Raw genomic sequence first — 25,867 nt, 5'->3', positions numbered from 1 at the left:
TATTTCTATCTTAATGATTTTTATCATAAATAAATTAAATCCTCTCTTGGCATGAAATATGCTTCATCTAAAGAAAAATTGACGACAGTAATGCTGTTAAACGTTTTTCTCGGAGGATGTGGCGAATGAATCGCTTTGTAATTGCAGAGCCACAACGATGCATAGGGTGTAATACCTGTATGGCAGCTTGTTCTGAAGTTCACCAAGCTGTGGGGTTACAGGCGCATCCGCGTCTTACAGTGGTAAAAGTGGAGGATCAGACAGCACCGATGCTTTGTCGGCACTGTGAGGATGCTCCTTGTGCTCGTGTGTGCCCAGTTAATGCCATCACTCATGAAGATAATATGATCTTTCTTAATGAGAGCCTGTGTATTGGCTGCAAGTTATGTGGTCTGGTTTGTCCTTTTGGTGCAATTACACCATCAGGCAGTAAACCCGTTAACTTACCGGCTGTTTTTGAACACTTTGTGCCTGAAGAAATGTTGGCTGATGTGCCAGCAAGCCTTCCAACAACCAATCCATTCCTTGCATGGAATGTAGGTATCCGCGCAATCGCAGTGAAATGTGATTTATGTGCTTTCTCTGATGAAGGTCCTGCTTGTGTCAACGTATGTCCAACGGATGCATTGCATTTAGTTGAAGAAGACAAACTTGAAGAGCAGATGAAAACGCGTCGTTTAGACTCAGTGATGGAACCTATTACGAGTCTTGACGATTTATCTACTTTGACACAGGAGCGGAAGTAATATGGAACCTCTTCAGTTACTGCTGTGGTCAGTCATCCTGTATGTTGTTGGTGGCGTTATTGCACTGTTTTTAAAAAAACAGGAAGGGTTGGCAATCCTTATTTCAGGGATCAGCGCAATCATGGGTGGTGTCTTAGGTATTTTAAGTGCATTACCCGTTATTTTTGGTGGTGAAATCGCTACTTTCACTGTCGCAGGACCTTTCGACTTTGCCGCCTTTGTGGTGCGCATGGATATGTTAGGTGCCTTTATGGTGTTCGTCATTTCATTACTGGTCAGCGTGTGTGCGCTTTATTCTCTTGCTTATGTGCAAGAATATAAAGGTCGTGGCGCTTGGAGCATGGGATTCTTTATGAATTTGTTTATTGCTTCAATGGTTGGTTTAGTGGTGATGGATAATGCATTCTACTTTATTATCCTGTTTGAAATGATGTCACTGGCATCTTGGTTCTTAGTTATCGCTGACCAAGATGATGAATCTATTCACGCTGGTCTACTCTACTTCTTTATCGCTCACGCAGGCTCCGTGTTAATCATGATTGCCTTCTTCTTAATGTGGCGTGAAAGTGGAAGCCTTGATTTTGATTCATTCCGTCAACTCTCTCTTTCTCCGGCAATGGCCTCTGTGGTGTTTTTACTGGGCTTTTTTGGTTTTGGTGCCAAGGCCGGTATGTTGCCATTGCACAGTTGGTTACCAAAAGCTCACCCCGCAGCCCCTTCACATGCATCGGCATTAATGTCAGGTGTGATGGTCAAAATTGGTATCTTCGGGATAATCAAAGTGGGTATCGATTTATTGGGTGCGACTGAAATGTGGTGGGGAATTGTTGTCCTCGCATTCGGTGCGGTTTCTTCTGTATTGGGTGTTATGTACGCATTAGCAGAGCACGATTTAAAACGTTTACTTGCATGGCATACCGTTGAAAATATCGGCATTATTTTAATGGGTGTTGGTGTCGGGATGGTGGGAATGGCAACAGACCATCCTATTATTGCTGCACTTGGGCTGTTAGGTGCGCTATATCACTTATTAAACCATGCGGTGTTCAAAGGCTTATTATTCCTCGGCGCTGGCGCCATTATCAATCAAATTCACACGCGTGATATGGATAAGATGGGTGGGTTAGCCAAACTGATGCCTTACACTGCAACGGCATTCTTAGTTGGTTGTATGGCGATTTCAGCGTTACCACCGCTAAACGGTTTTGTGAGTGAATGGTATACCTACCAATCGCTATTCACGATGAGTCACGAAGGTAACTTTGTGATGCGCTTAAGTGGTCCTATTGCCATTATTATGCTGGCAATTACAGGGGCATTAGCGGCAATGTGTTTCGTGAAAGTCTATGGTGTGAGCTTCTGTGGTGGTCCTCGTAGTGAGCAAGCAACCAAAGCAAAAGAAGTACCACTACCAATGACGATTGCGATGGGGTTATTAGCGCTTTTCTGTGTTGTGTTAGGTGTAGGTGCTGCTTTTGTTGCCCCCATCATTGCTAATATCGCAATGTCTCTTAGCGAAACCAGCGCATTAACTGTAGCTCAAGGCTCAATGCTTGTTCCTGATGCGGCATCGCAAGCGATGTTCTCTCCAGCATTAACATTTGTTTTATTAATTGCTTTACCACTCATCCCATTCCTGATTTACCTCGGTCTAAAAGGCAATCAACCTGCGTTTCGTCGTAAAGGTAATCCTTGGGCGTGTGGTTATGTGTGGGAAAAAGATATGGCAGTGTCAGCAGGTGGCTTTACTCAAGCATTACGTAGCATGTTTGCACCACTTTATCGTATGCGTAAACAACTTGATCCATCTCCATTGCTGTCTCGTGGTTTTAATAAAACACAGCTCGGTGCTGAAAAGGTCGAACCATTCTGGGATGAACGCATTATTTATCCGCTGGTTCGTGGTATCCAACGTTTTGCAAAACGTATCCAATGCCTACAAGGCGGGGATTTCAGACTCTATTGTCTATACGTTGTCGCAGCGCTGGTCATCTTGCTTTTAGTCATCGCAGCGTAAGGAGAGGGACTTATGACTTTCCAAGAAGCACCTACGTTAATGATGGGAATATTCGCACTAATACAAGCACTCTTTTTGCTGGCGATAACCCCATTATGTACAGGTATTTCGCGCACAATTCGCGCCAAGATGCATTCGCGTCAAGGTCCTGGAATTTTGCAAGATTATCGAGATATCTTTAAGTTATTTAAACGTCAATCAGTGGCGCCTGAGCAATCGGGTGTGATCTTCCAAGTGATGCCTTATGTGTTACTGGGAAGTATGCTGGTGGTTGCTATGGCGCTGCCTGTCTTTACCGCAACGTCACTGTTTGCAGGTGCAGCCGATCTTATCGCACTGATTTATCTGTTTGCACTTTATCGTTTCTTCTTTTCTTTATCTGGTCTGGATTCAGGAAGCCCATTTGCGGGTATTGGTGCGAGCCGTGAATTAACGCTGGGTGTGTTGGTTGAACCTATCTTGGTGTTATCACTGATTGTGGTGGCGTTAATTGTGGGTTCAACCAATGTCGGCACCATTAGTGCAACGTTGGCTCAAGGTTGGGTATCACCAACTGCCACACTGTTAGCCTTATTAGCGTGTGCTTTTGCCGCTTTTATCGAAATGGGCAAAATGCCATTCGACGTTGCAGAAGCTGAGCAAGAGTTACAAGAAGGGCCATTAACTGAGTATTCAGGCTCTGGTTTTGCCATGGTGAAACTGGGTCTTGGTTTAAAACAAGTGGTCGTGGCTGAGCTGTTCTTAGCCATATTTATTCCTTTCGGTAAAGCCACTGAATTCACCTTTATGGCTCTGATCATTGCGTTAGTTTTAATGGCAGTGAAATTGTTAGTGGTGTTTGTATTAGCGTCATTGGTTGAAAACAGTTTAGCGCGTGGTCGCTTCTTACTGACTCACCATGTGACATGGTTAGGATTCGGTGTTGCGGCACTGGCTCTTGTTTTCTATTTAACCGGTCTATAAGGAGCGATGATTACAATGGAAAATATAGCTCTTGCGACCTTACTCATCCCATTTGCGGGGGCGTTGATTACGTCCTTAATGCCAAATCGGATGGCGAAGTGGTTATGTACACTGTTCGCTTTATTAGCCACATTAGGAACGGTTGTTTTAGGTTGGCAGTTCCTCGCTGAAGGTAAAGTCGATACCACAATTACGCTAGTACAATATGGTGATATTGCGCTCTTTGGTTTTACCATTGATCGTGTCAGTACCTTGATTGCTTTCGCTGTTGTGTTCTTGGGATTGTTGGTGAGTTTTTACTCTACTGGCTATCTGACCAATGGTAACCGTGAGCATCCTCATGATGGTACTCGTCGCTATTATGCATTCCTATTAATCTTTATCGGTGCAATGGCTGGATTAGTGCTTTCTTCGACTATTCTGGGTCAACTCCTGTTTTTTGAAATCACAGGGGGATGTTCTTGGGGATTAATCGGTTACTACCAATCTGAAAAATCGCTCCGCTCAGCAATGAAAGCATTGTTGATCACTCACGTTGCTTCAATCGGTCTTTATCTCGCAGCTGCAACCTTGTTTGTGAGTACGGGTACCTTTGAATTAACCGCAATCGCCACCTTAGATGAGCCAACAAAACTGATTGTGTTTGGTGGCATTCTCTTTGCAGCTTGGGGTAAATCAGCTCAATTACCATTACAAGCTTGGCTACCTGATGCCATGGAAGCACCTACTCCTGTGAGTGCTTACTTACACGCAGCGTCAATGGTAAAAGTCGGAGTTTACATCTTTGCTCGGGCAATTATGTCAGCAGGTGGTGATGTCCCTCATCTTATTGGTTGGGTGGGTATCACCATGGCAGTTATCACGTTGATTTATGGCTTTATGATGTATCTGCCACAAAAAGATATGAAACGTCTGTTAGCATGGTCAACCATCACTCAGCTCTCTTATATCTTCCTTGCATTATCTATTTCTATCTTTGGACCGCGCGAAGCGTTTGAAGGCGGTATTGCTTATATCTTTAACCATGCCTTCGCGAAAAGCTTGTTCTTCTTAGTGGCGGGTGCACTGAGTTATAGCTGTGGTACTCGTATGTTGCCTCGCTTAAAAGGGTTAATTAATAAATATCCATTATTGGGTGTGGGGTTCTGTGTTGCCGCGCTGGCAATCGCAGGTGTGCCACCAATGAATGGTTTCTTTAGTAAATTCCCAATTTTTGCCGCAGGTTTTGAATTGTCGAGTGTTTTCTGGGTGATGACACCAATTATGGTGCTAGTGCTGATTGAGTCTGTTGCTAGCTTCACTTGGTTTATCTACTGGTTTGGTCGTGTTGTTCCGGGCAAACCAAGTACAGAAGTTGCAGAAGGGCAACCTGTTCCTATGGCAATGCAAATTGTGATTGGAATACTGATTGTGATGTCCTTTGCATCCAGTGTTATCGCAGTCACTTGGCTAGGATAAGGGAGATAAATCATGACTGGAGCACTTATCGTAAACAATTTGGCGGGGTTAATGATGATCACCTCGCTACTGGTAATTGGCGCTAAAAAGCCGATTGCTTCATGTTGGTTCTATGCATTGCAATCTTTCGTTTTAGTGATGATTTTTGTCACGTTAGCTAATACCTTGGATGCACACCAACTCACCATTTGGGCAATCACCGCCTTCTTTACCAAAGTTCTGTTAGTGCCACTTATTTTAGGATTTGCATTCCGTAAGTTATCCGATCCTAGTGCGAATATCAGTGTTATTAGCCCTGCACTGTTAATGTTGTTGGCGGCTGTTATCGTTATTTTAAGTTGGTTTGTGGTTGAGCCTATTCAAATACCAATGGTTGTTGATTTGAAACCTGCACTCGCAGTTTCTCTGGGACACTTTATGTTGGGTCTGCTTTGTATCGTGACTCAGCGAAATATCCTAAAACAAGCTTTTGGTTACTGTTTAATGGAAAACGGCTCTCACTTAACACTGGCACTATTAGCGTGGAGAGCACCTGAACTGGTCGAAATCGGTATCGCCACTGACGCCATCTTTGCTGTGATCGTGATGGCAGTGTTGGCGCGTAAGATTTACCGCACGCTCAACACACTGAACGTGGATCAACTGACCGCGCTGAAGGGGTGAGGAGATGAACCAAACAACCATGTTAACAATTTTAATGTTTGCACCGTTGGTATTTTCAATACTGGCGTTTCTAAGTCCGTTATTAAAAGCGGGTGCGCGTCCTATTGTGACGGGTATTCATGCTATTGGTATCACCGTATTGTTAATCGCTGCATTAGGAACGGTGGCAGATGTCATGTCCCATGGCGAAATATTGGCTGCTGCTAATTGGGTTCATGTGGATAGCCTAGGGGCTTTATTCCTTGCCATCTTAGGTATTATCGGCTTTTTAACGGGGCTTTATTCTATTGGCTATATGAATCACGAAGTGGATGAGGGTGAAATCTCCGTGCGCACTTTGTGTAACTACTATGGTTTCTTCCACCTCTTTTTATTCACCATGTTATTAGCCATTACGAGTAATAACTTGATCTTAATGTGGGCTGCCATTGAAGCAACAACCCTAAGTTCGGCATTTTTAGTCGGGATTTATGGGCAACGTTCTTCTTTGGAAGCTGCGTGGAAGTACATCATTATTTGTAGTGTGGGTGTGGCATTTGGTCTTTTCGGTACTATTTTGGTTTATGCCAATGCCGCAAGCTTTATGCCTGATCCAGATCAGGCTATCTTCTGGACTGAAGTGTTGAAATATACAGACCAGTTAGACCCAACACTGATGCATTTAGCTTTTGTCTTTATTTTAATCGGTTTCGGTACCAAAACGGGGTTATTCCCAATGCACGCATGGTTGCCAGATGCACACAGTGAAGCCCCAAGTCCTGTTAGTGCCTTGCTATCAGCCGTTTTACTGAATTGTGCACTGTTAATCATCATTCGTTACTACATCATTATTGATGCGGCAATTGGTACTGAATTTACACGTAACTTACTGTTAATTTTTGGCTTCCTCTCTGTCGCTATCGCCGCGTTCTTTATTCTTATTCAGCGCGATATGAAACGTCTTTTAGCGTACTCCAGTGTGGAAAACATGGGATTAATTGCCGTCGCATTAGGAATTGGCGGACCAATTGGTATTTTGGCTGCTTTATTCCACACCTTAAACCACAGCTTAGCGAAAGCATTGTTGTTCTGTGGTTCAGGTAACGTGTTATTGAAATACGGTACTCGTGATTTAAATGTCGTGAAAGGCATGTTTAAAGTGATGCCATTAAGTGCCGCTCTGTTTGCGGGTGGGGCTTTAGCGTTAGGCGGTATGCCTCCTTTCAACGTCTTTATCAGTGAATTTATGATTGTTGTGGCAGGTTTAGCATCTCAGCACATTGGCTTAACTATCCTATTATTATTGTTATTGACTGTAGTCTTAGGTGGGTTGGTTCGAATGGTAGCTAAAGCTGTCTTTGGTCCAAAACCTGATGTTGTTGCTAAAGGTGAACTGGGAATTTTAACCACATTACCAATGGTCATTCTGATTGCACTTATGCTGTTAATGGGAACTCACATTCCTAAGCCTGTCAGTGAGTTGTTAGAAAATGCCGCTAATATCGTGATGAATATTGATAAAAGTGAGTCACCTACTTATACATGGCCAACGGCTTTAATCAGCAATCCATCCACATCGGTTCAGGAGATGTAACGTGAGCTACCAAAATTATGTCAGTAGAAAAGAGGGAAAAGAACTGGGCGGAGATTACGTTGCCAAAGTTCGTGAAAAGTTTCCATCAGCCGTTCTTGATGAAGAGAGACAAACCGCTGATCAATTGACGATAACAGTAAAAACGGAATCACTTCCTGAAGTGGTGGAATACCTGTATTACGGCTTAGGCGGTTGGTTACCCGTTTTATTCGGTAATGATGAACGTAGTTTAAATGGCGACTATGCGGTTTATTACGCATTATCAATGGAAGAGGGTGAAAAATGCTGGGTGGTGGTAAAAGCCCATGTTAGCCCAATCACGTTAGAGTTTCCGTCCGTGACACCACGTGTACCCGCTGCCGTGTGGGGAGAACGTGAAATCCGTGATATGTATGGTCTTATCCCCGTGGGTTTACCTGATGAGCGTCGTTTGGTGCTTCCAGATGATTGGCCTGACGAGATGTATCCACTGCGTAAAGATGCGATGGATTATCGTCAACGTCCAGCACCAACAACCGAAGTTGAAACTTATCCTTTCGTGAATGAAGGTAAGCAAGATGCGCGTGTTGTGCCAATTGGCCCTATGCACATTACCTCTGATGAACCGGGACACTTCCGCTTATTCGTCGACGGTGAAAATATTGTCGATGCCGATTACCGCATGTTCTATGTTCACCGTGGTATGGAGAAACTAGCTGAAACTCGTATGGGTTATAACGAAGTCACCTTCTTATCAGACCGTGTATGTGGTATCTGTGGTTTTACTCACAGCGTAGCGTATGTGACTTCTGTTGAAAATGCATTAGGCATCGAAGTACCACGTCGTGCGCATACTATTCGTTCTATCTTATTAGAAGTTGAGCGTCTTCATAGCCATTTATTAAACATTGGTTTAGCGAGTCACTTCACCGGCTTTGATACTGGCTTTATGCAATTTTTCCGTATTCGTGAAAAATCAATGCAAATTGCAGAAATGCTCACAGGTGCGCGTAAAACGTATGGCTTGAACTTAATTGGGGGTATTCGTCGCGATATTTTAAAAGATCAGCGTCTGAAGACTATCCAACTTGTTAGAGAAATGCGCAAAGAAGTCACTGAATTAGTGGATGTACTGCTATCAGCACCCAATATGGAACAACGTACTGTGGGTGTCGGTATTTTAGATAAGAAAGTGGCTCGTGATTTTAGTCCAGTAGGACCCATGATAAGAGCGAGTGGTTTTAAACGTGACGTGCGTTTTGACCACCCATTTGCAGATTATGGCAATCTTCCACTGACGCTCTTTAGTTATGAAGGTGGCGACGTATTCTCTCGTGTGATGGTACGTATTAAAGAAGTCTTGGATTCCATGGCAATGATTGAATATGCCTTAGATAACTTGCCAGAAGGGCCATTATTAACGGAAGGCTTTACTTATCAGCCTTATAAATTCGCACTTGGTTTTACTGAAGCACCGCGTGGTGAAGATGTTCACTGGAGTATGTTGGGCGATAACCAAAAATTATTCCGCTGGCGTTGCCGTGCCGCAACTTATGCTAACTGGCCTGTATTACGCTATATGTTGCAAGGAAATACTGTCTCTGATGCGCCGTTAATTATCGGTAGTCTTGACCCTTGTTATTCCTGTACTGACAGGGTAACGCTCGTCGATGTGAAAAAACGTAAATCTAAAACAGTTTCTTACAAAGAAATTGAACGTTATAGCATCGAACGTAAAAATTCGCCGCTCAAGTGAGGGAATGAACGATGTTAAAATTGTTTAAAACCATAATTAAAACAGGCGAAGCAACGACCAAATATCCGTTTAAGCCTCTGGATTTACCGGATGGTTTCAGAGGTAAGCCTGAATATGATGCACAGCAATGCATTGTCTGTGGTGCTTGCACCGCAGCCTGTCCTGCGAATGCGTTAACAATGGAAACGAATTTGGAAACAGGCGAGCGTCATTGGCAATTATTCATCGGTCGCTGTATTTATTGCGGCCGTTGTGAAGAAGTTTGCCCAACAAGAGCGATTGTTTTATCCGATATGTTTGAAACGGCAGTGACTAAAAAGTCAGATCTTTATATTAAAGGGACTTTTAAATTATTGAATTGCCGTGAATGCCATCAACCCTTTACGCCTAAAAAATCAGTTGAATATGCGATGGCGCTATTAGTGCAATCAGGTTGGGATGAGCAAACTGTAGAAGCGATGCGCCCACAATTTGAAACTTGCCCTGAATGTAAGCGTAAACATAATTTGTTATCTGATGGTCGTGAAAATATTAGTGTGGGCGAAATTGGGAGTACAATAAAATGAGTCTACCAGAAATTCCCATTAATCATCATGTTAGCCAACCTATCACCCTTGATGATCAGGTTAAAAAGCTAAAACAGACATTGTTGAAAGATATTCAGCGTTCAGCTTATGTTTATCGTGTTGACTGTGGTGGTTGTAATGGTTGTGAGATTGAAATTTTCTCCGCAATTACACCGGTTTTTGATGCTGAACGTTTTGGTATCAAAGTGGTAGCGTCGCCTCGTCACGCTGATATTTTATTATTTACTGGCGCAGTAACGCGCCAGATGCGCGTTCCTGCATTACGTGCTTATGAATCAGCGCCCGATCCAAAAATCTGTATCTCTTATGGTGCTTGTGGCTGTGGTGGCGGTATTTTCCACGATCTTTATTGTGTATGGGGGGGGAGTGAATCTATCGTTCCTATTGATGTGTGGATACCGGGTTGTCCTCCAACACCTGCTGCGACGATTTATGGATTTGCGGTTGCACTGGGGTTGTTAGACCAAAAATTAAAAGGTGAATCGCACATTGAAGTAGAGAATGAAAAAGCATCCCTCATTCTGCCTTCTATTCCTTTAGATACTCGAGTGATGGTTGAGCGTGAGGCTCGTCGTCTTGCTGGCTATTATCAGGGAAGACAAATCAGTGATCATTTCCTCACCTTATTAGAAGGCGCCACTATTCAAGAAGTGAGTGGACGTGTTGATGAATGGTTACGACAAGCTAATGATCCTCGCTTATCCGAGATTGTAAAACGTCTCGTTTATTCATTAAGCCAAGGAGGTATCTATGCCTGATGACGCTAAAGTTTACTTTTGGTCATTAAGACAAAAGTTTGTTGATAGCGATGATGATATTCCTGAGCAAGCGCAACAGGTGATGTACTATTCGCTCGCGATTGGTCATCACGTGGGTATGATTGATTGTCTAAAAACAGAGCTAGTCTGTCCTTTAGAAAAATATAAAGCATGGATTGATTTATTACCTGAAGGTGAAGCCAAACGTAAAATGCAAGGATTGCTGACGTTTGGTGAAATCAATATTAACTCTGAGCATACTCATTTATTAGCGTTAGCATTTGATCCGATTACCAAAAATGACGATCCTATTTTTAGTGAGTGGAGCCAAACGTTGATTAAGTTACTCGGTGAGATCCACGCAGAACCTGCTATTTATTTGATTGTGAAGAGAAAACCATGAGTACAGCAATGACAGCACCTAAAGTGGTATTAACGGTTGGCAACAGCATGATGGGCGACGACGGTGCGGGCCCTCTGCTTGCTGAGTTAATGGAAGCAAACCCTATTGATGGATGGATTGTTATCAACGGGGGAAGTGCACCTGAAAATGTCTCTTATCAAGTAAGAGAGTTACAACCTCAATGTGTTGTCATTGTTGATGCCGCAGACATTGGTTTAAATCCCGGTGAGATTAGGGTTATAGATCCTGATTACATCGCGGAAATGTTTATTATGAGCACTCATAATATGCCACTGAATTTTCTTATCGATCAATTAAAAGATGATATTCCAGATATTACTTTTCTAGGAATACAACCTGATCTCGTTGGTTTTTATTATCCAATGACCGATGCGGTAAAAAATGCGGTAGATGAAGTGTATCAAGGGATCAAGTCTTGGCGAGTAGATTACTTTCCAGAACTTGAAGTCTGCGATGAAGAAGATATTGAAGAATAAAAGTACAACAAGTATCCATAGATTATTAATATAGCTAAAAATAAAACATCCGCTTTGCGGATGTTTTTCGTTAATGCGTAATATAAGTGTCATTAATTATAAAAAAGTGTTTTTGGTAACTTATCTATTGCCAGTAACATCTATTTACCTTTTTAACCTTAAGTTTTCCTTTAGCCATCTCTTTTAAAAATAACGTTGCTTAACCTTTTCTTCATCGAGTATTCCAAAAGTTAACTATACTCATTCTTTATTAGTAATGATTTTTACTTCGAATTAGCATAAAAGTTACTTTTTCTCTTAAGTTATAACGAAAGAATAGCAAGAATAGCAACATATTCAGGTTGGTATCTTTGTTATCCTTAATCAATATATTTAGAGTGAAAGTGATCTCTTAAAAAGAATAAAAGGTTGATTATGTCTTCTTTTGTACCTCAATTAAGTATTGTGGTTGCCGTTTATAATGGTGAGAAATTTTTATCAAAATTTTTTAGTTACTTACAAGCGCAGAAACTACAGAATTGGGAGCTTATTCTTGTTGATGATGGTTCTAAAGATAATTCCTTAAAATTCCTTTATGAGTGGAAAGATAAATTCCCCGATGTCACTATCCTGACTCAGGAAAATCAAGGCGTTTCTGTTGCTCGTAATACCGGCTTTAATGTTGCTCGTGGAAAATATGTCGCTTTTCCGGATATTGACGATGTTATTGATGCCAAGATGTATCCCCGGCTACTCGAAATCGCGCTTGCTGACGATTTAGATATTGCGACTTGTAATGGTAATTATGTTTATGCAGATGGTCGCCCTTCACGACCTATTTTTCCATCTAGCCGCTTGCAGACAACAGGCGTTTTAACGGGGCCACAGTGGCTAGAAATGGCATTAAACTCTAAAAAATTCTTGCATGTAACTTGGTTAAATATTTATCGACGCGAGTATTTACTTGCTCATGGTTATTATTTTGAGCCAGGTTTACATCATCAAGATATTCCGTGGACAACAGAAGTATTATTAACGGCTAAACGTGTGAGATATATCGATGAGCGTTACTACGATTACTTTATTCACTCTGGATCTGTTTCGCATACAACGCCTAATGATACTATTCATGTTAGAACAATTCATAATTACATGAAAATATTAGAAATGCTGGATGCTATTAATCAAAAATATAAGGAAGTGACTCAAAATATCGATGCATGTTATTGGCAAATCGCAAAAGAAGGTCTAGGCATTATTCATTCTATTGGCTCTATTCAATCTATTGAAGTTAAAAAACAGATGGTTAAAGAACTTTTTGATAGAGGAATATGGTCATTAATTTGGCAGAATGCGAAAGATTTTAGATTACGTTGGCGGTTAGGACGACGCTATTTTAAATTAAAAAGAATATTAAATTCATGAGTACAAGAGGGCACACTAATGTGCCTTTTTTATTTTTTAGGATAAATTAAATAAAATGAAATAATCTAATTTCGTTAAAAAGTCACTTTATTTCGTTTTGCGCTCACTAATAAATTCAATGATAAATATATAACTTATTTATTGGAAAAATACTGTGCACTTGCTAGAAGTTTGCCATAATGAGTATCACTGCTTAATAAAAGTTTATGTAAAATCAATAAACTGTCGAATATTATTCGAGTAGTTATATAAAAATACTTATTATGATGTCACTGGTTTAACCTTTATCTGCATTGAATTGCAGAACATCATAATTATCATTGTTATTTATCTTGTTTCAGCCTCTTCATCTTATTTAGATAGAGATTGATGATAAGTCGTATCTAAAAAATCGGAGAATGTTTTATGTCTATTCGGTTTGGTTGGCGTCAATCATTAGTAACGTTAACTTGCTTAGCCGCGTTAAGTGTTCCTTTTGCAACCTCTGCTCAAACGTTGAAATTAGCTATTGGTGAAGAGCCAACAGAAGGTTTCGACCCCATGTTGGGCTGGAGCCATGGCAGTTACTTACTTCTTCATAGCCCATTGCTAAAGCAAAACGCGGATCTCTCTTGGTATAGCAATATGTTAAGTGACTATCAGCCAAGTGAAGATGGTAAAACATGGAAATTAACGTTAAAACCAGATTTAAAATTCTCTGATGGTTTACCGCTGACGGCAAAAGATATTGTATTTACCTATAACAATGCGGCTGCAAGTGGCGGTAAAGTTGATATGGGTAACTTCCTTTCTGCAAAAGCGGATGATGACTTACATGTCACTATTACGTTAAAAGCACCGCAAAGTACTTTTGTTAACGTACTTGGCTCTTTAGGTATCGTTTCTGCTGATAAGTATGATGAAAAAACTTACGCACAAAAGCCAATTGGGGCGGGTCCTTATCGCATGGTAAGTTTCCAACCAGGTCAACAATTAATTGTTGAGGCTAACCCTTATTATGCGGGTAAGAAAAACGATTTTGAAAAACTCATTTTTGTTTTCCTTGATGAAGATGCCGCTTTTGCTGCTGCTCAAAGTGGGCAGTTAGGTATTGTGCGTATTCCTCCTGCAACGGCTGCAATCGCGAAAAATTTACCTAATACTAAATTGTGGGAAAGACCGAGCGTCGAAAACCGCGGTATTGTTTTCCCAATGGTAAAATCGGGTGAGAAAAATGCCCAAGGTTATGATATCGGTAATGATATCACCGCAGATATCGCTATTCGTAAAGCAATTAATTATGCTCTTGACCGTAAATTATTATCAGAGCAAGTACTTGATGGTTACGCTGTTCCTGCATACACCGGTGTAAAAGGGTTGCCTTGGGATCAAACGGATGCTGTCTTCAAAGATGGTGATGTTGAAAAAGCGAAGCAAATTCTTGAAGATGCAGGTTGGAAATTGAATAAAAGTGGTATTCGTGAAAAAGACGGTTTAGAAGCCAAACTTACCTTATGGTATACCAGTGGTGATGCTACTCGTCGCGATTTAGCCGAATCAATTCGTGCGTTAGTGCAACCTCTTGGCATTCAAATGGATCTTAAATCAGGAAGTTGGGATACAGTAGAGCGCTATATGCATTCAAATCCAACTTTATTTGGTTGGGGTAGCCTAGATCCTATGGAGCTATATCATCACTACAGTGCTAATGCCGCGGGGGTTGGTTATTATAATCCGGGTTATTATAAAAATCCTGAAGTTGAGAAGCACCTACAAGCGGCGCTTGATGCCCATACATGGCAAGAAGCGGTTCCACATTGGAAAGCAGTTGAGTGGGATGGTAAAAACGGTGTCGGTGTAAAAGGTGATGCGGCTTGGGCTTGGCTGATGAATGTGCAACATACTTACCTAACTAACCCTTGTGTTGATTTGGGCACAGGAACACCTGAAATCCATGGTTCATGGTCATTATTAAATAGTGTAGATACTTGGAAGTGGACTTGTCAGTAATACGTCAAAGTGTAGGTTTTTTCCTGCGACTACTCTGCCTGCTGTTGGTGACAACGGCAGGTGTTTTTATTTTATTAAGTTTTTCACCGATCGATCCCATTAAGGCGTATATCGGTAGTGATTTATTGAATGTTCCTCCTGAGCAATACCCTTTAATTGCAGCACGTTGGGGAATTGACCAACCTTTATGGATGCGATTTTGGTTTTGGTTTAGCCAAATCATTCAAGGGGATTTTGGCTATTCTATGTTGTATAACATGCCTGTCATTGATGTTATTCGTGAACGTGCTGGACCTTCGTTTATCTTGCTTTTTTCAGCATGGGTATTTTCCGGTGTCATTGGTGTCGTGATGGGATTAATCGCAGGTCGATATCTTAATCGTTGGCCAGATAGAATGATCTCTACTTTATCTTATCTATTAGCGGCCTTACCGACGTTTTGGGTGGGATTACTGCTGCTATCTCTGTTTTCTGTCACCTTACATTGGGCGCCAATTTGTTGCGCCTGGCCGATGGGAAGTAGTGCTGAAACAGCAACGTTAAGCCAGCGTTTTTCTCATCTTATCTTACCTATGATTGCTCTTGGATTATTAGGCACTGGGAATATTGCACTGCACACTCGTGCGAAAGTGGCTGAGGTAATGGGCAGTGAATTTATCCATTTTGCGAAAGCTCAAGGTGATAAAGGTTGGGCTATGATGCTATTTCATGTTCTACGTCATGCCATTACACCTGCACTTTGCTTACAGTTTGCATCCATTGGTGAATTACTTGGTGGCTCTCTTTTGGCAGAGAAAGTATTTGCTTATCCCGGTTTAGGGCAAGCCACCGTTGATGCGGGATTACGTGGCGATATTCCATTATTGATGGGTATTGTGGTTTTTAGCACGATTTTAATTTTCTTTGGTAATAGCATTTCTAATGGGCTATTAAGACGTATTAATAAAGGAATTTTGCGAGACTCATGATTTACGATCCGAACAAGCCTTTATTGAAACTTCTCTTCGTGACCCTTGCTTTGATTGGGTTAGTGGCTTACGGTTTTTCTATTTCTCATACTGATATTGCAATGGATTTTTTGGCAAGAAATCAAGCGCCTTCAGAGCAATATTGGTTTGGCACAGATAATCTTGGTCGCTCTTTATGGTTACGTTGTTTTCAAGGCATGTTAAGTAGCTTAAATATTGGTGTAACAAGTGCGGTTGTGAGTGGCTTAATTGCATTGATTTTCGCGGGTATCTCTTCCATAAATCGTTATTGCGACTTTTTTGTAAGAGGTGTTGTTGATGCGCTTTTGGCATTACCTCACTTATTACTCTTGATTTTGATCTGTTTCACGTTAGGTGGCGGGCAACAAGGTGTTATTTGGGCTGTCGCATTAACGCATTGGCCTAAATTGGCGTTGATCTTACGAGGTGAAATTCAACGTATTAGAGAAGCTGATTATGTGATGTTATCGCGTCGTATTGGTAATACGCCTTTTGAGTGTGTAAAAAAACACTATATCCCAATGCTATTACCTCAGTGGATTGTGGGAACCTTGTTAATGTTTCCTCATGCAGTATTGCATAGCGCGGCATTAAGCTTCCTCGGTTTTGGTCAGGCTGCTCATGAACCTTCACTCGGCTTATTACTGGCAGATGCGCTACGCTATTTAAGTACAGGCTCTTGGTGGATGGTGGTGTTTCCGGGATTGATTTTGATGTGCTTAGTCTTGATCTTCGATCAATTTGCTAAAGCAATGCAACAATTATGGCTAAGAGGGGCGGGATGTTAAGTTTTGAACAATTCTCCATTGATATTGCACAATTTCGTTGGTTAGGAAAACGAAATTGGCAGCCGTTGCTAAAATCAATTTCATTGGATATTAAACCCGGAAAGATGCTGGCATTAGTGGGAGGCAGTGGTGAAGGTAAAAGCCTGTTATTACAAAGTGCGCTAGGACTTTTGCCTGCCAATATGCGAGTTCGTGGTGCGATTAAACTGAATGGGCACACGCTAAGTGAACGGGAACTTATTGCTTATCGTGGGAATACTTTTTGTTATATTCCTCAAGGTGTTAGCGCCCTCAATCCGTTAATCTGCATCGGTGATCAATTAAGTCGCTCTGCACGTTTAAGTGGTGCTGATGTTACCTCTGATGATATCGTGCAACAGTTAGGGCTTTATCATCTTTCTGGTTCATTGGTAAAAACATATCCCGCAAAATTGTCTGGTGGCATGGCAAAACGTGTATTAGCCTGTAATGCAACACTCTCTAATGCACAATATATTTTGGCAGATGAAATCACCTCGTGGCTCGATGATGAACATGCGTGTTTGTTATTAGGGCATTTAAGAGAGTTATGCAATCAAGGTAAATCAGTGCTTTGGGTTACACATGATTTAGCCTTGGCTGCACGGTTTGCGGATACAATAGCAGTGCTTAATCAGGGTGAGGTTAACGAAATTATTCCAGCTAATGTGCTTAATCGTCATGAGGGTAGTGAGTGGTTGAAGACGCTCTGGAATGCATTACCTGAACAACAATTTATTAATACAAAAGAAGCATCACTTAATCCATTATAATATTGTGTTCTTTCGTCTTATTTTTATACGTTTCATTGGTTATTTCTGGAGTTATCTTTATGCCACTTTTAGAGTTAAAACAATTATCTGTGGAGCAAGCAGGTAAGGTGTTATGGCAAGATCTCTCCTTTTCGTTAGAGGCGGGAGAGCGGTTCGGTATTTCAGCACCAAGCGGCACTGGAAAAACGACATTAGGTCGTGTTTTAGCGCAGTGGCAACTTCCCACTCAAGGTTCAATTCTTTTTAATGGTAACCCATTGTCTAAAAAGGGTTATTGTCCCATTCAATTAGTCCCTCAACATCCTGATAAATGTTTTAATCCATTCCGAACAACCGGTGATAGCGTTCGTGATGCTTGGTCACCAGATGAAAGTTGGCTCGAAAAACTCAAGATCAAGCAAGAGTGGTTAACGCGTAGACCTAATGAATTATCTGGTGGAGAGCTTGCACGTATTGCGTTATTACGGGCGTTAGATCCTCGTACTCAAATATTGATTGCGGATGAAGTGACAGCGCAGTTAGACGCACAAATTCAAGCCGATATTTGGCAGGTGTTAATAGATGAAAGTCAAAAGCGACCTTTAAGCTTGATTATCTTTAGCCACAATAAAGCGCTTCTTGAGAAGGTTTCGACTAAGGTGTGGTGGGTAGATAAAGAAAAAAATACATCTATTATTTCTACTTTGAATGCTTCAATCGATTAATAAAAAGAGCTTCCTATATTTTTATAGGAAGCCAAATAATACAGCTAAAATTAACCTTAAATATAACAATAAGGAATTAGAAGCGATAAGTGTAGCTAATGCCAAACTGCATATCGTGATTGCGATAAGGGGTCATTTCCCAATTTGCTGATGTGTTAATGGAAGACTGTTTATCAAACTGATAAGTCAACCCGACATGAGCAAATGGACGTTGCTTTAACGGTTTCTTGTTTTCTGAATAATCAATATGTTGTTGACCTAAATAGTCAATCTGACTACGAAAATCCCCTTGATGATGTGATAGGTTCCATAATAAACCCGCTTTAGTATTCAAGATGAAAGATGAACCTAATAAGTAGTCCATACCTAATCCCATTTTGGCTAACAGTGAGTGTGTTTTAAGAGCATCATAGTGTGCTGCAAATTGCGCATTTTGAGTTTCACTGTAAGCGGAACGTGAGATTTGATTAAAAGTAAGCCCAGCAAATGGTGTCAGTAATAAATCATCTGCTATTGAATAAGGATAATAACCCTGTAATTCAATATGATAGCCAGTAATTTTCGCATTCCCCTTACCCTGCTCAGTATTAGCTAATGCTTGTCTTTCAATAGAAACTTTACGATTTAAATAAGCCCCTTTTAATGACAGGTGTAATGCATTGTTATTTAATTCAGCATTGAGTGATGGCATTAAATCTAGACTAAAGCCAATTAAAGGTAATGCGTAACCTTGATATTGATAGCCTTTAGGTAATGAAGAATAGACATCGGTATCAATGGCAAGTCCTACAATTAATGGGATATGGTTGACATCAAAACGATAGGCTCCGCTTAATCCGGTTTGTGTTGCATTGGCTTTATTTACGTTTTGATAGTGTGTAAAACCGCTGATACAGGCTTTTTTAGTGCCAACAGAACAAGTCGCAGAAGCTAAATAACGCAGTTGCCCTTGTTGCATATCCATAAATTTATAGCTGTTTCCAGCCACTAATTGCATTGATTTATAGGTGTTTTCAATATCAATTGGTTTGCTGATAGTGACAGAGGGTTTATTTTTTTCTTTCTCTTTTGCTCGTAGTTCTAATTCATCTTCTACTGGGATCAGTTCTTTGGCTTTTTCTTCGGCAATGCGTTGCTTCTCTTTGTCTTCATCAGCAAGGCGTTGTTTCTCTTTGGCTTCGTCAGCCAAACGTTGTTTCTCTTTGGCTTCATTAGCCAAACGTTGTTTCTCTTTGGCTTCGTCAGCCAAACGTTGTTTCTCTTTGGCTTCATTAGCCAAACGTTGTTGTTCTTTGGCTTCTTCGGCAAGGCGTTGTTTCTCTTTGGCTTCATTAGCCAAACGTTGTTGTTCTTTGGCTTCGTCAGCTAAGCGTTGTTTCTCTTTGGCTTCATCTGCCAAGCGTTGTTGTTCTTTGGCTTCTTCGGCTAAACGTTGTTTCTCTTCAGCTTCTTCGGCAATGCGTTGCTTCTCTTTGGCTTCTTCAGCTAAGCGTTGTTTCTCTTTGGCTTCATTAGCCAAACGTTGTTGTTCTTTGGCTTCGTCAGCTAAGCGTTGTTTCTCTTTGGCTTCATTAGCCAAACGTTGTTGTTCTTTGGCTTCGTCAGCTAAGCGTTGTTTCTCTTTGGCTTCATTAGCCAAACGTTGTTGTTCTTTGGCTTCGTCAGCTAAGCGTTGTTTCTCTTTGGCTTCATTAGCCAAACGTTGTTGTTCTTTGGCTTCGTCAGCTAAGCGTTGTTTCTCTTTGGCTTCATTAGCCAAACGTTGTTGTTCTTTGGCTTCGTCAGCTAAGCGTTGTTTCTCTTTGGCTTCATTAGCCAAACGTTGTTGTTCTTTGGCTTCGTCAGCTAAGCGTTGTTTCTCTTTGGCTTCATTAGCCAAACGTTGTTGTTCTTTGGCTTCGTCAGCTAAGCGTTGTTTCTCTTTGGCTTCATTAGCCAAACGTTGTTGTTCTTTGGCTTCGTCAGCTAAGCGTTGTTTCTCTTTGGCTTCATTAGCCAAACGTTGTTGTTCTTTGGCTTCGTCAGCTAAGCGTTGTTTCTCTTTGGCTTCATTAGCCAAACGTTGTTGTTCTTTGGCTTCGTCAGCTAAGCGTTGTTTCTCTTTGGCTTCATTAGCCAAACGTTGTTGTTCTTTGGCTTCGTCAGCTAAGCGTTGTTTCTCTTTGGCTTCATTAGCCAAACGTTGTTGTTCTTTGACTTCGTCAGCTAAGCGTTGTTTCTCTTTGGCTTCATTAGCCAAACGTTGTTTCTCTTTGGCTTCGTCAGCTAAGCGTTGTTTCTCTTTGGCTTCGTCAGCTAAACGTTGTTTCTCTTCGGCTTCATCAGCCAAGCGTTGTTTTTCTTTGACTTCGTCAGCTAAGCGTTGTTTCTCTTTGGCTTCGTCAGCTAAACGTTGTTTCTCTCTGTCTAAGCGCTCTTGCTCAGCTCTGGCTTTCTCTGCTTCTATTGCTGCATTTTTTTGTGTTAGTGCATTAAGCGTGGTTTGACTCTTTGCATATTCATATTCAGCTAATTTTAATTGCGAATTTTGTGTTCCATTATCTAACGTGGTTATTTCAAGATTAATATCTTCGATTTCTTTTTTGTAATCATCTTCTCTATTTTTATATTTATGATATTCATTTGAATATTTATCATATGTTGCTGAACCTCCATTTTTATCGCCCTCATCAATAATGTTTTCAATTCTAATTTTTTCTTTACTGGCATTTTCCATATTAGTTTTAGTTATTTCTAATCTATTGGATAATGCTTCTTTTTGAGTGTTAAATGTCTTTTTAAGCGAAGTCAAATTTTCAAATGATAAATTTGAGTACACTTTGGTTTTTTCAATATCATTAGTTGCTAAAAGTGTATCGTATTTAATATTTATAGTTTCTTTATTTTGATTTTCTTCTATTTTATTCTCTGGTGTTTTTCCAATATTCCAGGCAACAAGTTTCCATTCATTATTGCTTCCTTTTGATACACCAAATATAGCATTGCCATCTTTAGATATAGAATGGGCTTCTGATTCTTCAATGTTATTATTGAGATTTAGTAATAGTTGGGATTTTTCTTCATCAACAAAATATACAAAGGCGTTTCTAGGATATTCTGATAGTGGAGAAGATTGTCTTTTTTTTATGAGATTGTCACCGTATTCTACCCAGCCAACAAAAAATTCACCATTTTCTGAAATAGCCGTCGCTTCTGAATTATAATAACGACTCAAATGAGTACTATTAATTGTTGGTTTTCTAATTTTATTTTGAGTCGGATGATAGATAAAAGCTTCGCGAATTAATCTATCATCGCTTTCATTTTGGCGTTTAATGCGCGATTCTATCCAACCCACGGCGATATCATTTTTAGAGAGTTGATTGATTCTTGATGAGCCATAATCTGAATTCGAAATAATTTTTATATCATCATTCGACTGATCATAAAGAAATGCTAATCTAACACTATCTGATTTTTGATTTTCTCTTTGTAAGGTACCATAAAGGTATTTTCCACTAAAGGATGGTGCTGTAATATTAGGTTTTAATTTGATTAAGTTATTAAAAGAAGTTAATTTTTCAAATGCAATAAATTTATTTTTTTCTATATGATTATTGAGTTTTGTTTTATTCCACTCATTAAGTGGAATGCTTTTTTTATTTTCATTGTCAAAGATAAAAAAATTTTTTTCGCTAGGTGCGGTATATATCGCATAAGGATCATTATCTTCAGAGTAAAGACTAAATAATCCATCGTTAGTGGTGGAATAATAATCATCTTCAATATAATATGAGATATTATTTTTAGGATTAAATAAATTTGATTCTTTTAAAAAAACATCATAAACAAAAAACACAGTATTGTTATTATATTTACCATGGGCAGTTAAGTAACGACCGTTTTCTGAAAGCGAAAGGACGCTAATATTATCGAAATTTTTTATTTTTAACGGATTAAAGCTTTTCCCAACATCATAACTGATATTAATATTATCTTTATCTGATGTTATTATTATACTTTTATGTTTTGATGTTAATATTGTTGGAAGATTTCTTTCGTCCATTCTTCCATGAATTTGCCTATTGCTGTCATATCCTCGAAGGGAGTCTTTATGAACAGATTCAAATTCAAATTTAATATCGTTTGTGGAAATTAATTCTGATGGATTGTTTAATGCATAGCTATATGTTGAATTAATGATAATTGAAGCAATAATTGATAGCTTTAGTTTCTTTTTACTCATAAACATAAATTATTATTCCGTCTATATTTGCAGGATTTTTTGAAGACTAATTTGATCTTCTTTTTCTGTCAATATAAATGGATTTTATTTTAAAATGCATTGCTAATTATATTTATAATAATTTTAAATTATTATTTTTATTTTTAGTTTATTTTTTCTATGAATATATTTCTGGCGTTTTAATGTTAACTATATTTCTTTTTATTAATTCTTTACTAAATAAATCAATATGTTGTTTCTGTGCCGATCTCCAATTACTCGCTTCACCATAGACTCCATGCTGATGAAAAGCATTGATTCTAATTAATATGGATTCGCCAAGGGAATTAATAAACTGAGAAAGTAATTCGATATTCTCTAAATAATCAGTTTTTTCCGGAATATATAAAAGGCGTAATTCTGTAAGTAAATTATGATTAGCTAGCCATTTAATTGATTCCTTAATGCGTTGATTACCACGACCGGTTAAATAGAGGTGAGACTCTTCACTCCAACTTTTTAAATCAATCATAGCACCATCCATATACGGGGCGATTTTTTGCCAGCCATTAAGTGAAAGAGTGCCATTACTGTCGATTAAACAAGTAAGATGCTTAAGATCAGGTGCTTCTTTGATTGCTTTAAAATAATCAATTAAAAAAGGGAGTTGCAATGTAGATTCGCCACCACTCACTGTTACACCATTAATAAATGCAGCATATTTTCGGGTGATCGCCATTAATTCATCGACAGTATAGGTTAATGTCATCGGGCTTGATTGACGAGGGCATTGCTGAATACAGGTATCGCATTGTTCACAATGGGCACTGTTCCAACTTATAACACCATTTTGTAATGAAAGTGCTTGTTGAGGACAGGTTGGAATGCAGTCGCCACAACTGTCACAGATCCCCATGGTGTAGGGATTGTGACAATTTTTACACCGCAAATTACATCCTTGTAGAAAGATGGCCAGACGATTGCCTGGACCATCGACACAAGAGAAGGGCAGTATTTTATTTATCGAAACGCATCTGCTGTTCATGACTGATCACACGTGGTTTTCGTTCAGCAATATGGCAATTTGCAGTGGCTTCATCACCTAACCAAGTCGTGTTGAGGCGAGAGCCTTCTTCTTTATATTTTTTCAAATCAGATAAACGCACCATATAGCCTGTAACACGGACTAAATCATTCCCCCCCACATTGGCGGTAAATTCTCTTAATCCAGAAGAAAATGCCCCTAAACAGAGCTGCATTAAGGCATCAGGATTTTGTTTGATCGTTTCATCAACGGTTAAAATATCGCTGATCCCTGAAGTGTAAAACGAGTGATGAGGGGCAACGGTCATTAAATGCGTCACAGGATCAGGCTCCGTACCGTAAGGAATGCGAGTGGCAGGAGTTGTACCAATATCAGAGCTAATACCTGATTGTGCATGTAGCATTGCGCGCTGTTTCCAGCCATATTTTACTGGCGTATCAGCGACAAATTGTGCGAGTTTTTCGCTGATAATATAACTCAGTTTATTCGCCGATTCATTATCACCGTAGGTGGCTTGTTTACCTTCTTTCTCCAGTAAAAGGGCGACCGCTTCTGCCATGCCATAAATACCAAACATAGGCGCAAAACGATCAGGCGAGATCAACCCTTCTTCGACTAAGAAACTTTGTTTAAAAAAGTTAGACTTTTCATAGAGGAATTCACAACGGGCATCGATGATCTCAATCTGTTTTTGCATATAAAATGGCAATACATTTTCAAGAAAATCTTGGCTATTTTGGCTACGTTTAGCGACTTCTTTAAGGTTAATTCGTACTAATGTACTACCGCCACCACTTTGTGGCAGTGAGTTATAACAACTCACAATGCCATATTCATCTTTACCAAAAACCGCATCTTGCAATGTACCGTTAGCAATATGGGGTTTACTGCTGTGGCAAATATTGGTGATAGCTTGATGGAGTAAATCAGAGGGTGTCGAATTGGCGTCATAAATAAAGGTGAGGTTAGGCGCAACTTGTTGAAGTTCGACATCCACTTTAAGAATGAGACGAGTCAGAACCGAGTCTTCAGGGCCAATATTGGCATGCATAAACGCATCAGGTAGCGTTCTATCAAGGTAGCGCCAGAAGCGTTTTAACTTAGGGTAAAGTTGTTCTTCGGTGAGCTCACCCACATAAGGTAGTAAGATTTTATCAATACGACCGAGATAAACCGGCATAGAGGTTACAGAAGGTACATGATGATAAAGGATTGTTAGCATATTCAGTGCATCATCAAAATCTTGTGCCGGTTCTAATTCTAAATAGTGAGAGCCTTGTGCTAAAAACTTCGCATAGTCGGGTAAAACATAACGTGGTTTATAAGGGGCGTGACCTTCATACATATCGCAGATAACCCGTTCATTTAGCGCTTTGGCAGCATCTTCAGGAAGCGACGGATAAGGCAACATGTTTTCCGCTTCTAACGCAAGAAAATGACGTTTTTGTTCAGGGGAAAGGGTTGGGTTTTCTACGATTTGTTGACAACGTTGGATAACAGATTGTTCAGTCATAACCACCTCAGCACTCAAAGAGCCAGAAAAAGATTTGAAACCTATCTTTTTAGGTTAATGACTTGATGAGGAATTACCGTGACTTTAAACAAAACCCCTTTAAAGATTAAGGAAATAGCACAAAAATACGCATAAATTAGATATATCTAAATTGGGTGCGTCTTGGTTAAAAGTGAGTTTAATTCATCGCTAAACCCACTTTTATTTTTAATAGGAGCAGGATTTATGCTTTATTTTCGGTGTCGTTTTTTCTCTCTTTGGCATTATCTTCTCCTCTTTCATCCTCAGTGGGTTCTTTTTCCTCAACATCATCTTTTTCAGTTCGAGGCGGTAAATTGGCGGTTAATAAATAAGGAGATTGTTGCCAATGAACCGGTGTTAATTGAAGAAGGTTATGAGAAAGCAAAAAGCCAATCGCAAGTGCAACTAATAACATCACACGTAATAAATTTGTTGTGTTATCGACTTGGCTTGATTCAGTAACCAGTTGATGAGTATCCAGCGTGAGCCTTAAAAAGCCTTTGGGTTTATCTTTGCCCGGGACAGGCACAACAAGTTGGTGATTAAAAGAACCGCCACTCTTTTGCCCTTCTAAAGCTAATCGCTCTTTAACAGTGACATTTTCACCACTATGCGCTATTTGTGTACCATCTTCTAAATAAAGACTGGCATCAAGCACCCGACTATCATGGGTTAGATGATTTAAATTAGCCATAATGAGGGGATTTACGTTATCTTTGCTACTGTCATCTATATAAGTGGATAAAGAGAACGCAACTTGTTCTGCCAGCGTTTTTGCAAGCTCTTCAAACTGAGTAATACGGGCGTGCTGATTCGCACGACTAAAATAAGACGCGCCTTGCATAAGAAATGCCAATAGTGCGATACAAATCAGTATAATCGCCGTTTTTTGTAGTTTGAATTTTAGTTTGTCTTTAAGCATGTTCATCCTTTTGCGTAAGCAAGTATGTGCATGTTGCCAGATGAGTCAGAGATAGAATAGGCTGAATAACGATTATTTTGTTCAGACAGGGGAAAAC

The 25,867-nt window shown here is 40.0% G+C and carries 21 protein-coding genes; 17 read left to right on the top strand and 4 right to left on the bottom strand.

All coding sequences use genetic code 11. The annotated features are described in order from the left end of the window. The first annotated feature begins 125 nt into the window (after window positions 1–125). From DK865_RS17690 to DK865_RS17610, 17 genes are all read left to right on the top strand, one after another. On the top strand, window positions 126–746 hold the full coding sequence (locus DK865_RS17690; protein WP_109392453.1) for a 4Fe-4S dicluster domain-containing protein: 621 nt from the start codon (window positions 126–128) through the stop codon (window positions 744–746). Between the two features lies 1 nt (window position 747). Next, window positions 748–2,763, top strand: coding sequence for a hydrogenase 4 subunit B (hyfB, locus tag DK865_RS17685; RefSeq protein WP_109392452.1), 2,016 nt, complete (start codon window positions 748–750; stop codon window positions 2,761–2,763). A gap of 12 nt (window positions 2,764–2,775) precedes the next feature. Beyond that, window positions 2,776–3,726 (top strand): respiratory chain complex I subunit 1 family protein, encoded by a 951-nt coding sequence (locus DK865_RS17680; RefSeq protein WP_023582939.1) that lies wholly within the window; start codon window positions 2,776–2,778, stop codon window positions 3,724–3,726. Window positions 3,727–3,732: 6 nt separating this feature from the next. After that, entirely contained in the window at window positions 3,733–5,184 is a 1,452-nt protein-coding gene (locus DK865_RS17675) for a hydrogenase 4 subunit D (protein WP_023582938.1), read from the top strand. 12 nt (window positions 5,185–5,196) lie between these two features. Then, the gene (hyfE, locus tag DK865_RS17670; RefSeq protein ID WP_023582937.1) at window positions 5,197–5,847 is read left to right on the top strand and encodes a hydrogenase 4 membrane subunit; all 651 of its coding nucleotides are present in this window, start codon (window positions 5,197–5,199) and stop codon (window positions 5,845–5,847) included. Between the two features lie 4 nt (window positions 5,848–5,851). Then, window positions 5,852–7,420 (top strand): hydrogenase 4 subunit F, encoded by a 1,569-nt coding sequence (locus DK865_RS17665; protein WP_023582936.1) that lies wholly within the window; start codon window positions 5,852–5,854, stop codon window positions 7,418–7,420. Window position 7,421: 1 nt separating this feature from the next. After that, window positions 7,422–9,155: a hydrogenase large subunit gene (locus tag DK865_RS17660; RefSeq protein ID WP_036914042.1), complete on the top strand. Its 1,734-nt coding sequence runs from the start codon at window positions 7,422–7,424 to the stop codon at window positions 9,153–9,155. Window positions 9,156–9,166: 11 nt separating this feature from the next. Next, complete coding sequence (hyfH, locus tag DK865_RS17655) at window positions 9,167–9,721, top strand: hydrogenase 4 subunit H (protein ID WP_023582935.1); 555 nt, start codon at window positions 9,167–9,169, stop codon at window positions 9,719–9,721. Next, window positions 9,718–10,500, top strand: coding sequence for an NADH-quinone oxidoreductase subunit B family protein (locus DK865_RS17650; protein WP_023582934.1), 783 nt, complete (start codon window positions 9,718–9,720; stop codon window positions 10,498–10,500). Before hyfH ends, DK865_RS17650 begins: the two co-directional genes overlap by 4 nt. Further along, window positions 10,493–10,903 carry a formate hydrogenlyase maturation HycH family protein gene (locus tag DK865_RS17645; protein WP_023582933.1) on the top strand — a complete coding sequence of 137 codons (411 nt, stop codon included), beginning with the start codon at window positions 10,493–10,495 and terminating at the stop codon, window positions 10,901–10,903. Before DK865_RS17650 ends, DK865_RS17645 begins: the two co-directional genes overlap by 8 nt. Further along, complete coding sequence (gene hycI, locus DK865_RS17640) at window positions 10,900–11,400, top strand: hydrogenase maturation peptidase HycI (protein WP_023582932.1); 501 nt, start codon at window positions 10,900–10,902, stop codon at window positions 11,398–11,400. Before DK865_RS17645 ends, hycI begins: the two co-directional genes overlap by 4 nt. Window positions 11,401–11,814: 414 nt before the next feature. Then, a complete protein-coding gene (locus DK865_RS17635; protein WP_109392451.1) occupies window positions 11,815–12,804 on the top strand; it encodes a glycosyltransferase in 990 nt (329 codons plus the stop codon). Between the two features lie 405 nt (window positions 12,805–13,209). After that, window positions 13,210–14,793, top strand: coding sequence for an ABC transporter substrate-binding protein (locus DK865_RS17630; RefSeq protein ID WP_023582930.1), 1,584 nt, complete (start codon window positions 13,210–13,212; stop codon window positions 14,791–14,793). Beyond that, window positions 14,778–15,761, top strand: a complete 984-nt coding sequence (locus tag DK865_RS17625; RefSeq protein WP_036914036.1) for an ABC transporter permease — start codon at window positions 14,778–14,780, stop codon at window positions 15,759–15,761. Before DK865_RS17630 ends, DK865_RS17625 begins: the two co-directional genes overlap by 16 nt. Further along, window positions 15,758–16,570 (top strand): ABC transporter permease, encoded by an 813-nt coding sequence (locus DK865_RS17620; protein WP_109392450.1) that lies wholly within the window; start codon window positions 15,758–15,760, stop codon window positions 16,568–16,570. Before DK865_RS17625 ends, DK865_RS17620 begins: the two co-directional genes overlap by 4 nt. Continuing rightward, the gene (locus DK865_RS17615) at window positions 16,564–17,361 is read left to right on the top strand and encodes an ATP-binding cassette domain-containing protein (RefSeq protein ID WP_023582928.1); all 798 of its coding nucleotides are present in this window, start codon (window positions 16,564–16,566) and stop codon (window positions 17,359–17,361) included. Before DK865_RS17620 ends, DK865_RS17615 begins: the two co-directional genes overlap by 7 nt. 59 nt (window positions 17,362–17,420) lie before the next feature. Beyond that, a complete protein-coding gene (locus DK865_RS17610) occupies window positions 17,421–18,065 on the top strand; it encodes an ATP-binding cassette domain-containing protein (protein WP_023582927.1) in 645 nt (214 codons plus the stop codon). 76 nt (window positions 18,066–18,141) lie between these two features. Here the strand turns inward: DK865_RS17610 and DK865_RS18925 are convergent, their stop codons facing one another. The 4 genes from DK865_RS18925 to DK865_RS17590 form a co-directional block, all read right to left on the bottom strand. Then, a complete protein-coding gene (locus DK865_RS18925) occupies window positions 18,142–22,296 on the bottom strand; it encodes an autotransporter outer membrane beta-barrel domain-containing protein (protein ID WP_228407814.1) in 4,155 nt (1,384 codons plus the stop codon). 151 nt (window positions 22,297–22,447) lie between these two features. After that, window positions 22,448–23,314: a YjjW family glycine radical enzyme activase gene (locus DK865_RS17600; protein WP_109392449.1), complete on the bottom strand. Its 867-nt coding sequence runs from the start codon at window positions 23,312–23,314 to the stop codon at window positions 22,448–22,450. Then, window positions 23,286–24,827, bottom strand: a complete 1,542-nt coding sequence (locus DK865_RS17595; RefSeq protein WP_109392448.1) for a YjjI family glycine radical enzyme — start codon at window positions 24,825–24,827, stop codon at window positions 23,286–23,288. Before DK865_RS17595 ends, DK865_RS17600 begins: the two co-directional genes overlap by 29 nt. Window positions 24,828–25,050: 223 nt before the next feature. Continuing rightward, window positions 25,051–25,770 (bottom strand): YtjB family periplasmic protein, encoded by a 720-nt coding sequence (locus DK865_RS17590; RefSeq protein ID WP_109392447.1) that lies wholly within the window; start codon window positions 25,768–25,770, stop codon window positions 25,051–25,053. Window positions 25,771–25,867 lie beyond the last annotated feature (97 nt).

The organism is Proteus cibi, assembly GCF_003144405.1.
Lineage (GTDB): Bacteria > Pseudomonadota > Gammaproteobacteria > Enterobacterales > Enterobacteriaceae > Proteus > Proteus cibi.
This window is presented reverse-complemented; position numbering and strand designations above follow the sequence as displayed.

Bases quoted from the DNA above. Each gene is read 5' to 3' on its own strand.
- DK865_RS17680 (WP_023582939.1), top strand. From the start codon at position 2,776: ATGACTTTCCAAGAAGCACCTACGTTAATGATGGGAATATTCGCACTA.
- DK865_RS17610 (WP_023582927.1), top strand. From the start codon at position 17,421: ATGCCACTTTTAGAGTTAAAACAATTATCTGTGGAGCAAGCAGGTAAG.
- DK865_RS17620 (WP_109392450.1), top strand. From the start codon at position 15,758: ATGATTTACGATCCGAACAAGCCTTTATTGAAACTTCTCTTCGTGACC.
- hyfH (WP_023582935.1), top strand. From the start codon at position 9,167: ATGTTAAAATTGTTTAAAACCATAATTAAAACAGGCGAAGCAACGACC.
- DK865_RS17650 (WP_023582934.1), top strand. From the start codon at position 9,718: ATGAGTCTACCAGAAATTCCCATTAATCATCATGTTAGCCAACCTATC.
- DK865_RS17595 (WP_109392448.1), bottom strand. From the start codon at position 24,827: ATGACTGAACAATCTGTTATCCAACGTTGTCAACAAATCGTAGAAAAC.
- DK865_RS17675 (WP_023582938.1), top strand. From the start codon at position 3,733: ATGATTACAATGGAAAATATAGCTCTTGCGACCTTACTCATCCCATTT.
- hyfE (WP_023582937.1), top strand. From the start codon at position 5,197: ATGACTGGAGCACTTATCGTAAACAATTTGGCGGGGTTAATGATGATC.
- hyfB (WP_109392452.1), top strand. From the start codon at position 748: ATGGAACCTCTTCAGTTACTGCTGTGGTCAGTCATCCTGTATGTTGTT.
- DK865_RS17665 (WP_023582936.1), top strand. From the start codon at position 5,852: ATGAACCAAACAACCATGTTAACAATTTTAATGTTTGCACCGTTGGTA.
- DK865_RS17590 (WP_109392447.1), bottom strand. From the start codon at position 25,770: ATGCTTAAAGACAAACTAAAATTCAAACTACAAAAAACGGCGATTATA.
- DK865_RS17635 (WP_109392451.1), top strand. From the start codon at position 11,815: ATGTCTTCTTTTGTACCTCAATTAAGTATTGTGGTTGCCGTTTATAAT.
- DK865_RS17690 (WP_109392453.1), top strand. From the start codon at position 126: ATGAATCGCTTTGTAATTGCAGAGCCACAACGATGCATAGGGTGTAAT.
- DK865_RS17600 (WP_109392449.1), bottom strand. From the start codon at position 23,314: ATGAACAGCAGATGCGTTTCGATAAATAAAATACTGCCCTTCTCTTGT.
- DK865_RS18925 (WP_228407814.1), bottom strand. From the start codon at position 22,296: ATGTTTATGAGTAAAAAGAAACTAAAGCTATCAATTATTGCTTCAATT.
- DK865_RS17630 (WP_023582930.1), top strand. From the start codon at position 13,210: ATGTCTATTCGGTTTGGTTGGCGTCAATCATTAGTAACGTTAACTTGC.
- DK865_RS17645 (WP_023582933.1), top strand. From the start codon at position 10,493: ATGCCTGATGACGCTAAAGTTTACTTTTGGTCATTAAGACAAAAGTTT.
- DK865_RS17615 (WP_023582928.1), top strand. From the start codon at position 16,564: ATGTTAAGTTTTGAACAATTCTCCATTGATATTGCACAATTTCGTTGG.
- hycI (WP_023582932.1), top strand. From the start codon at position 10,900: ATGAGTACAGCAATGACAGCACCTAAAGTGGTATTAACGGTTGGCAAC.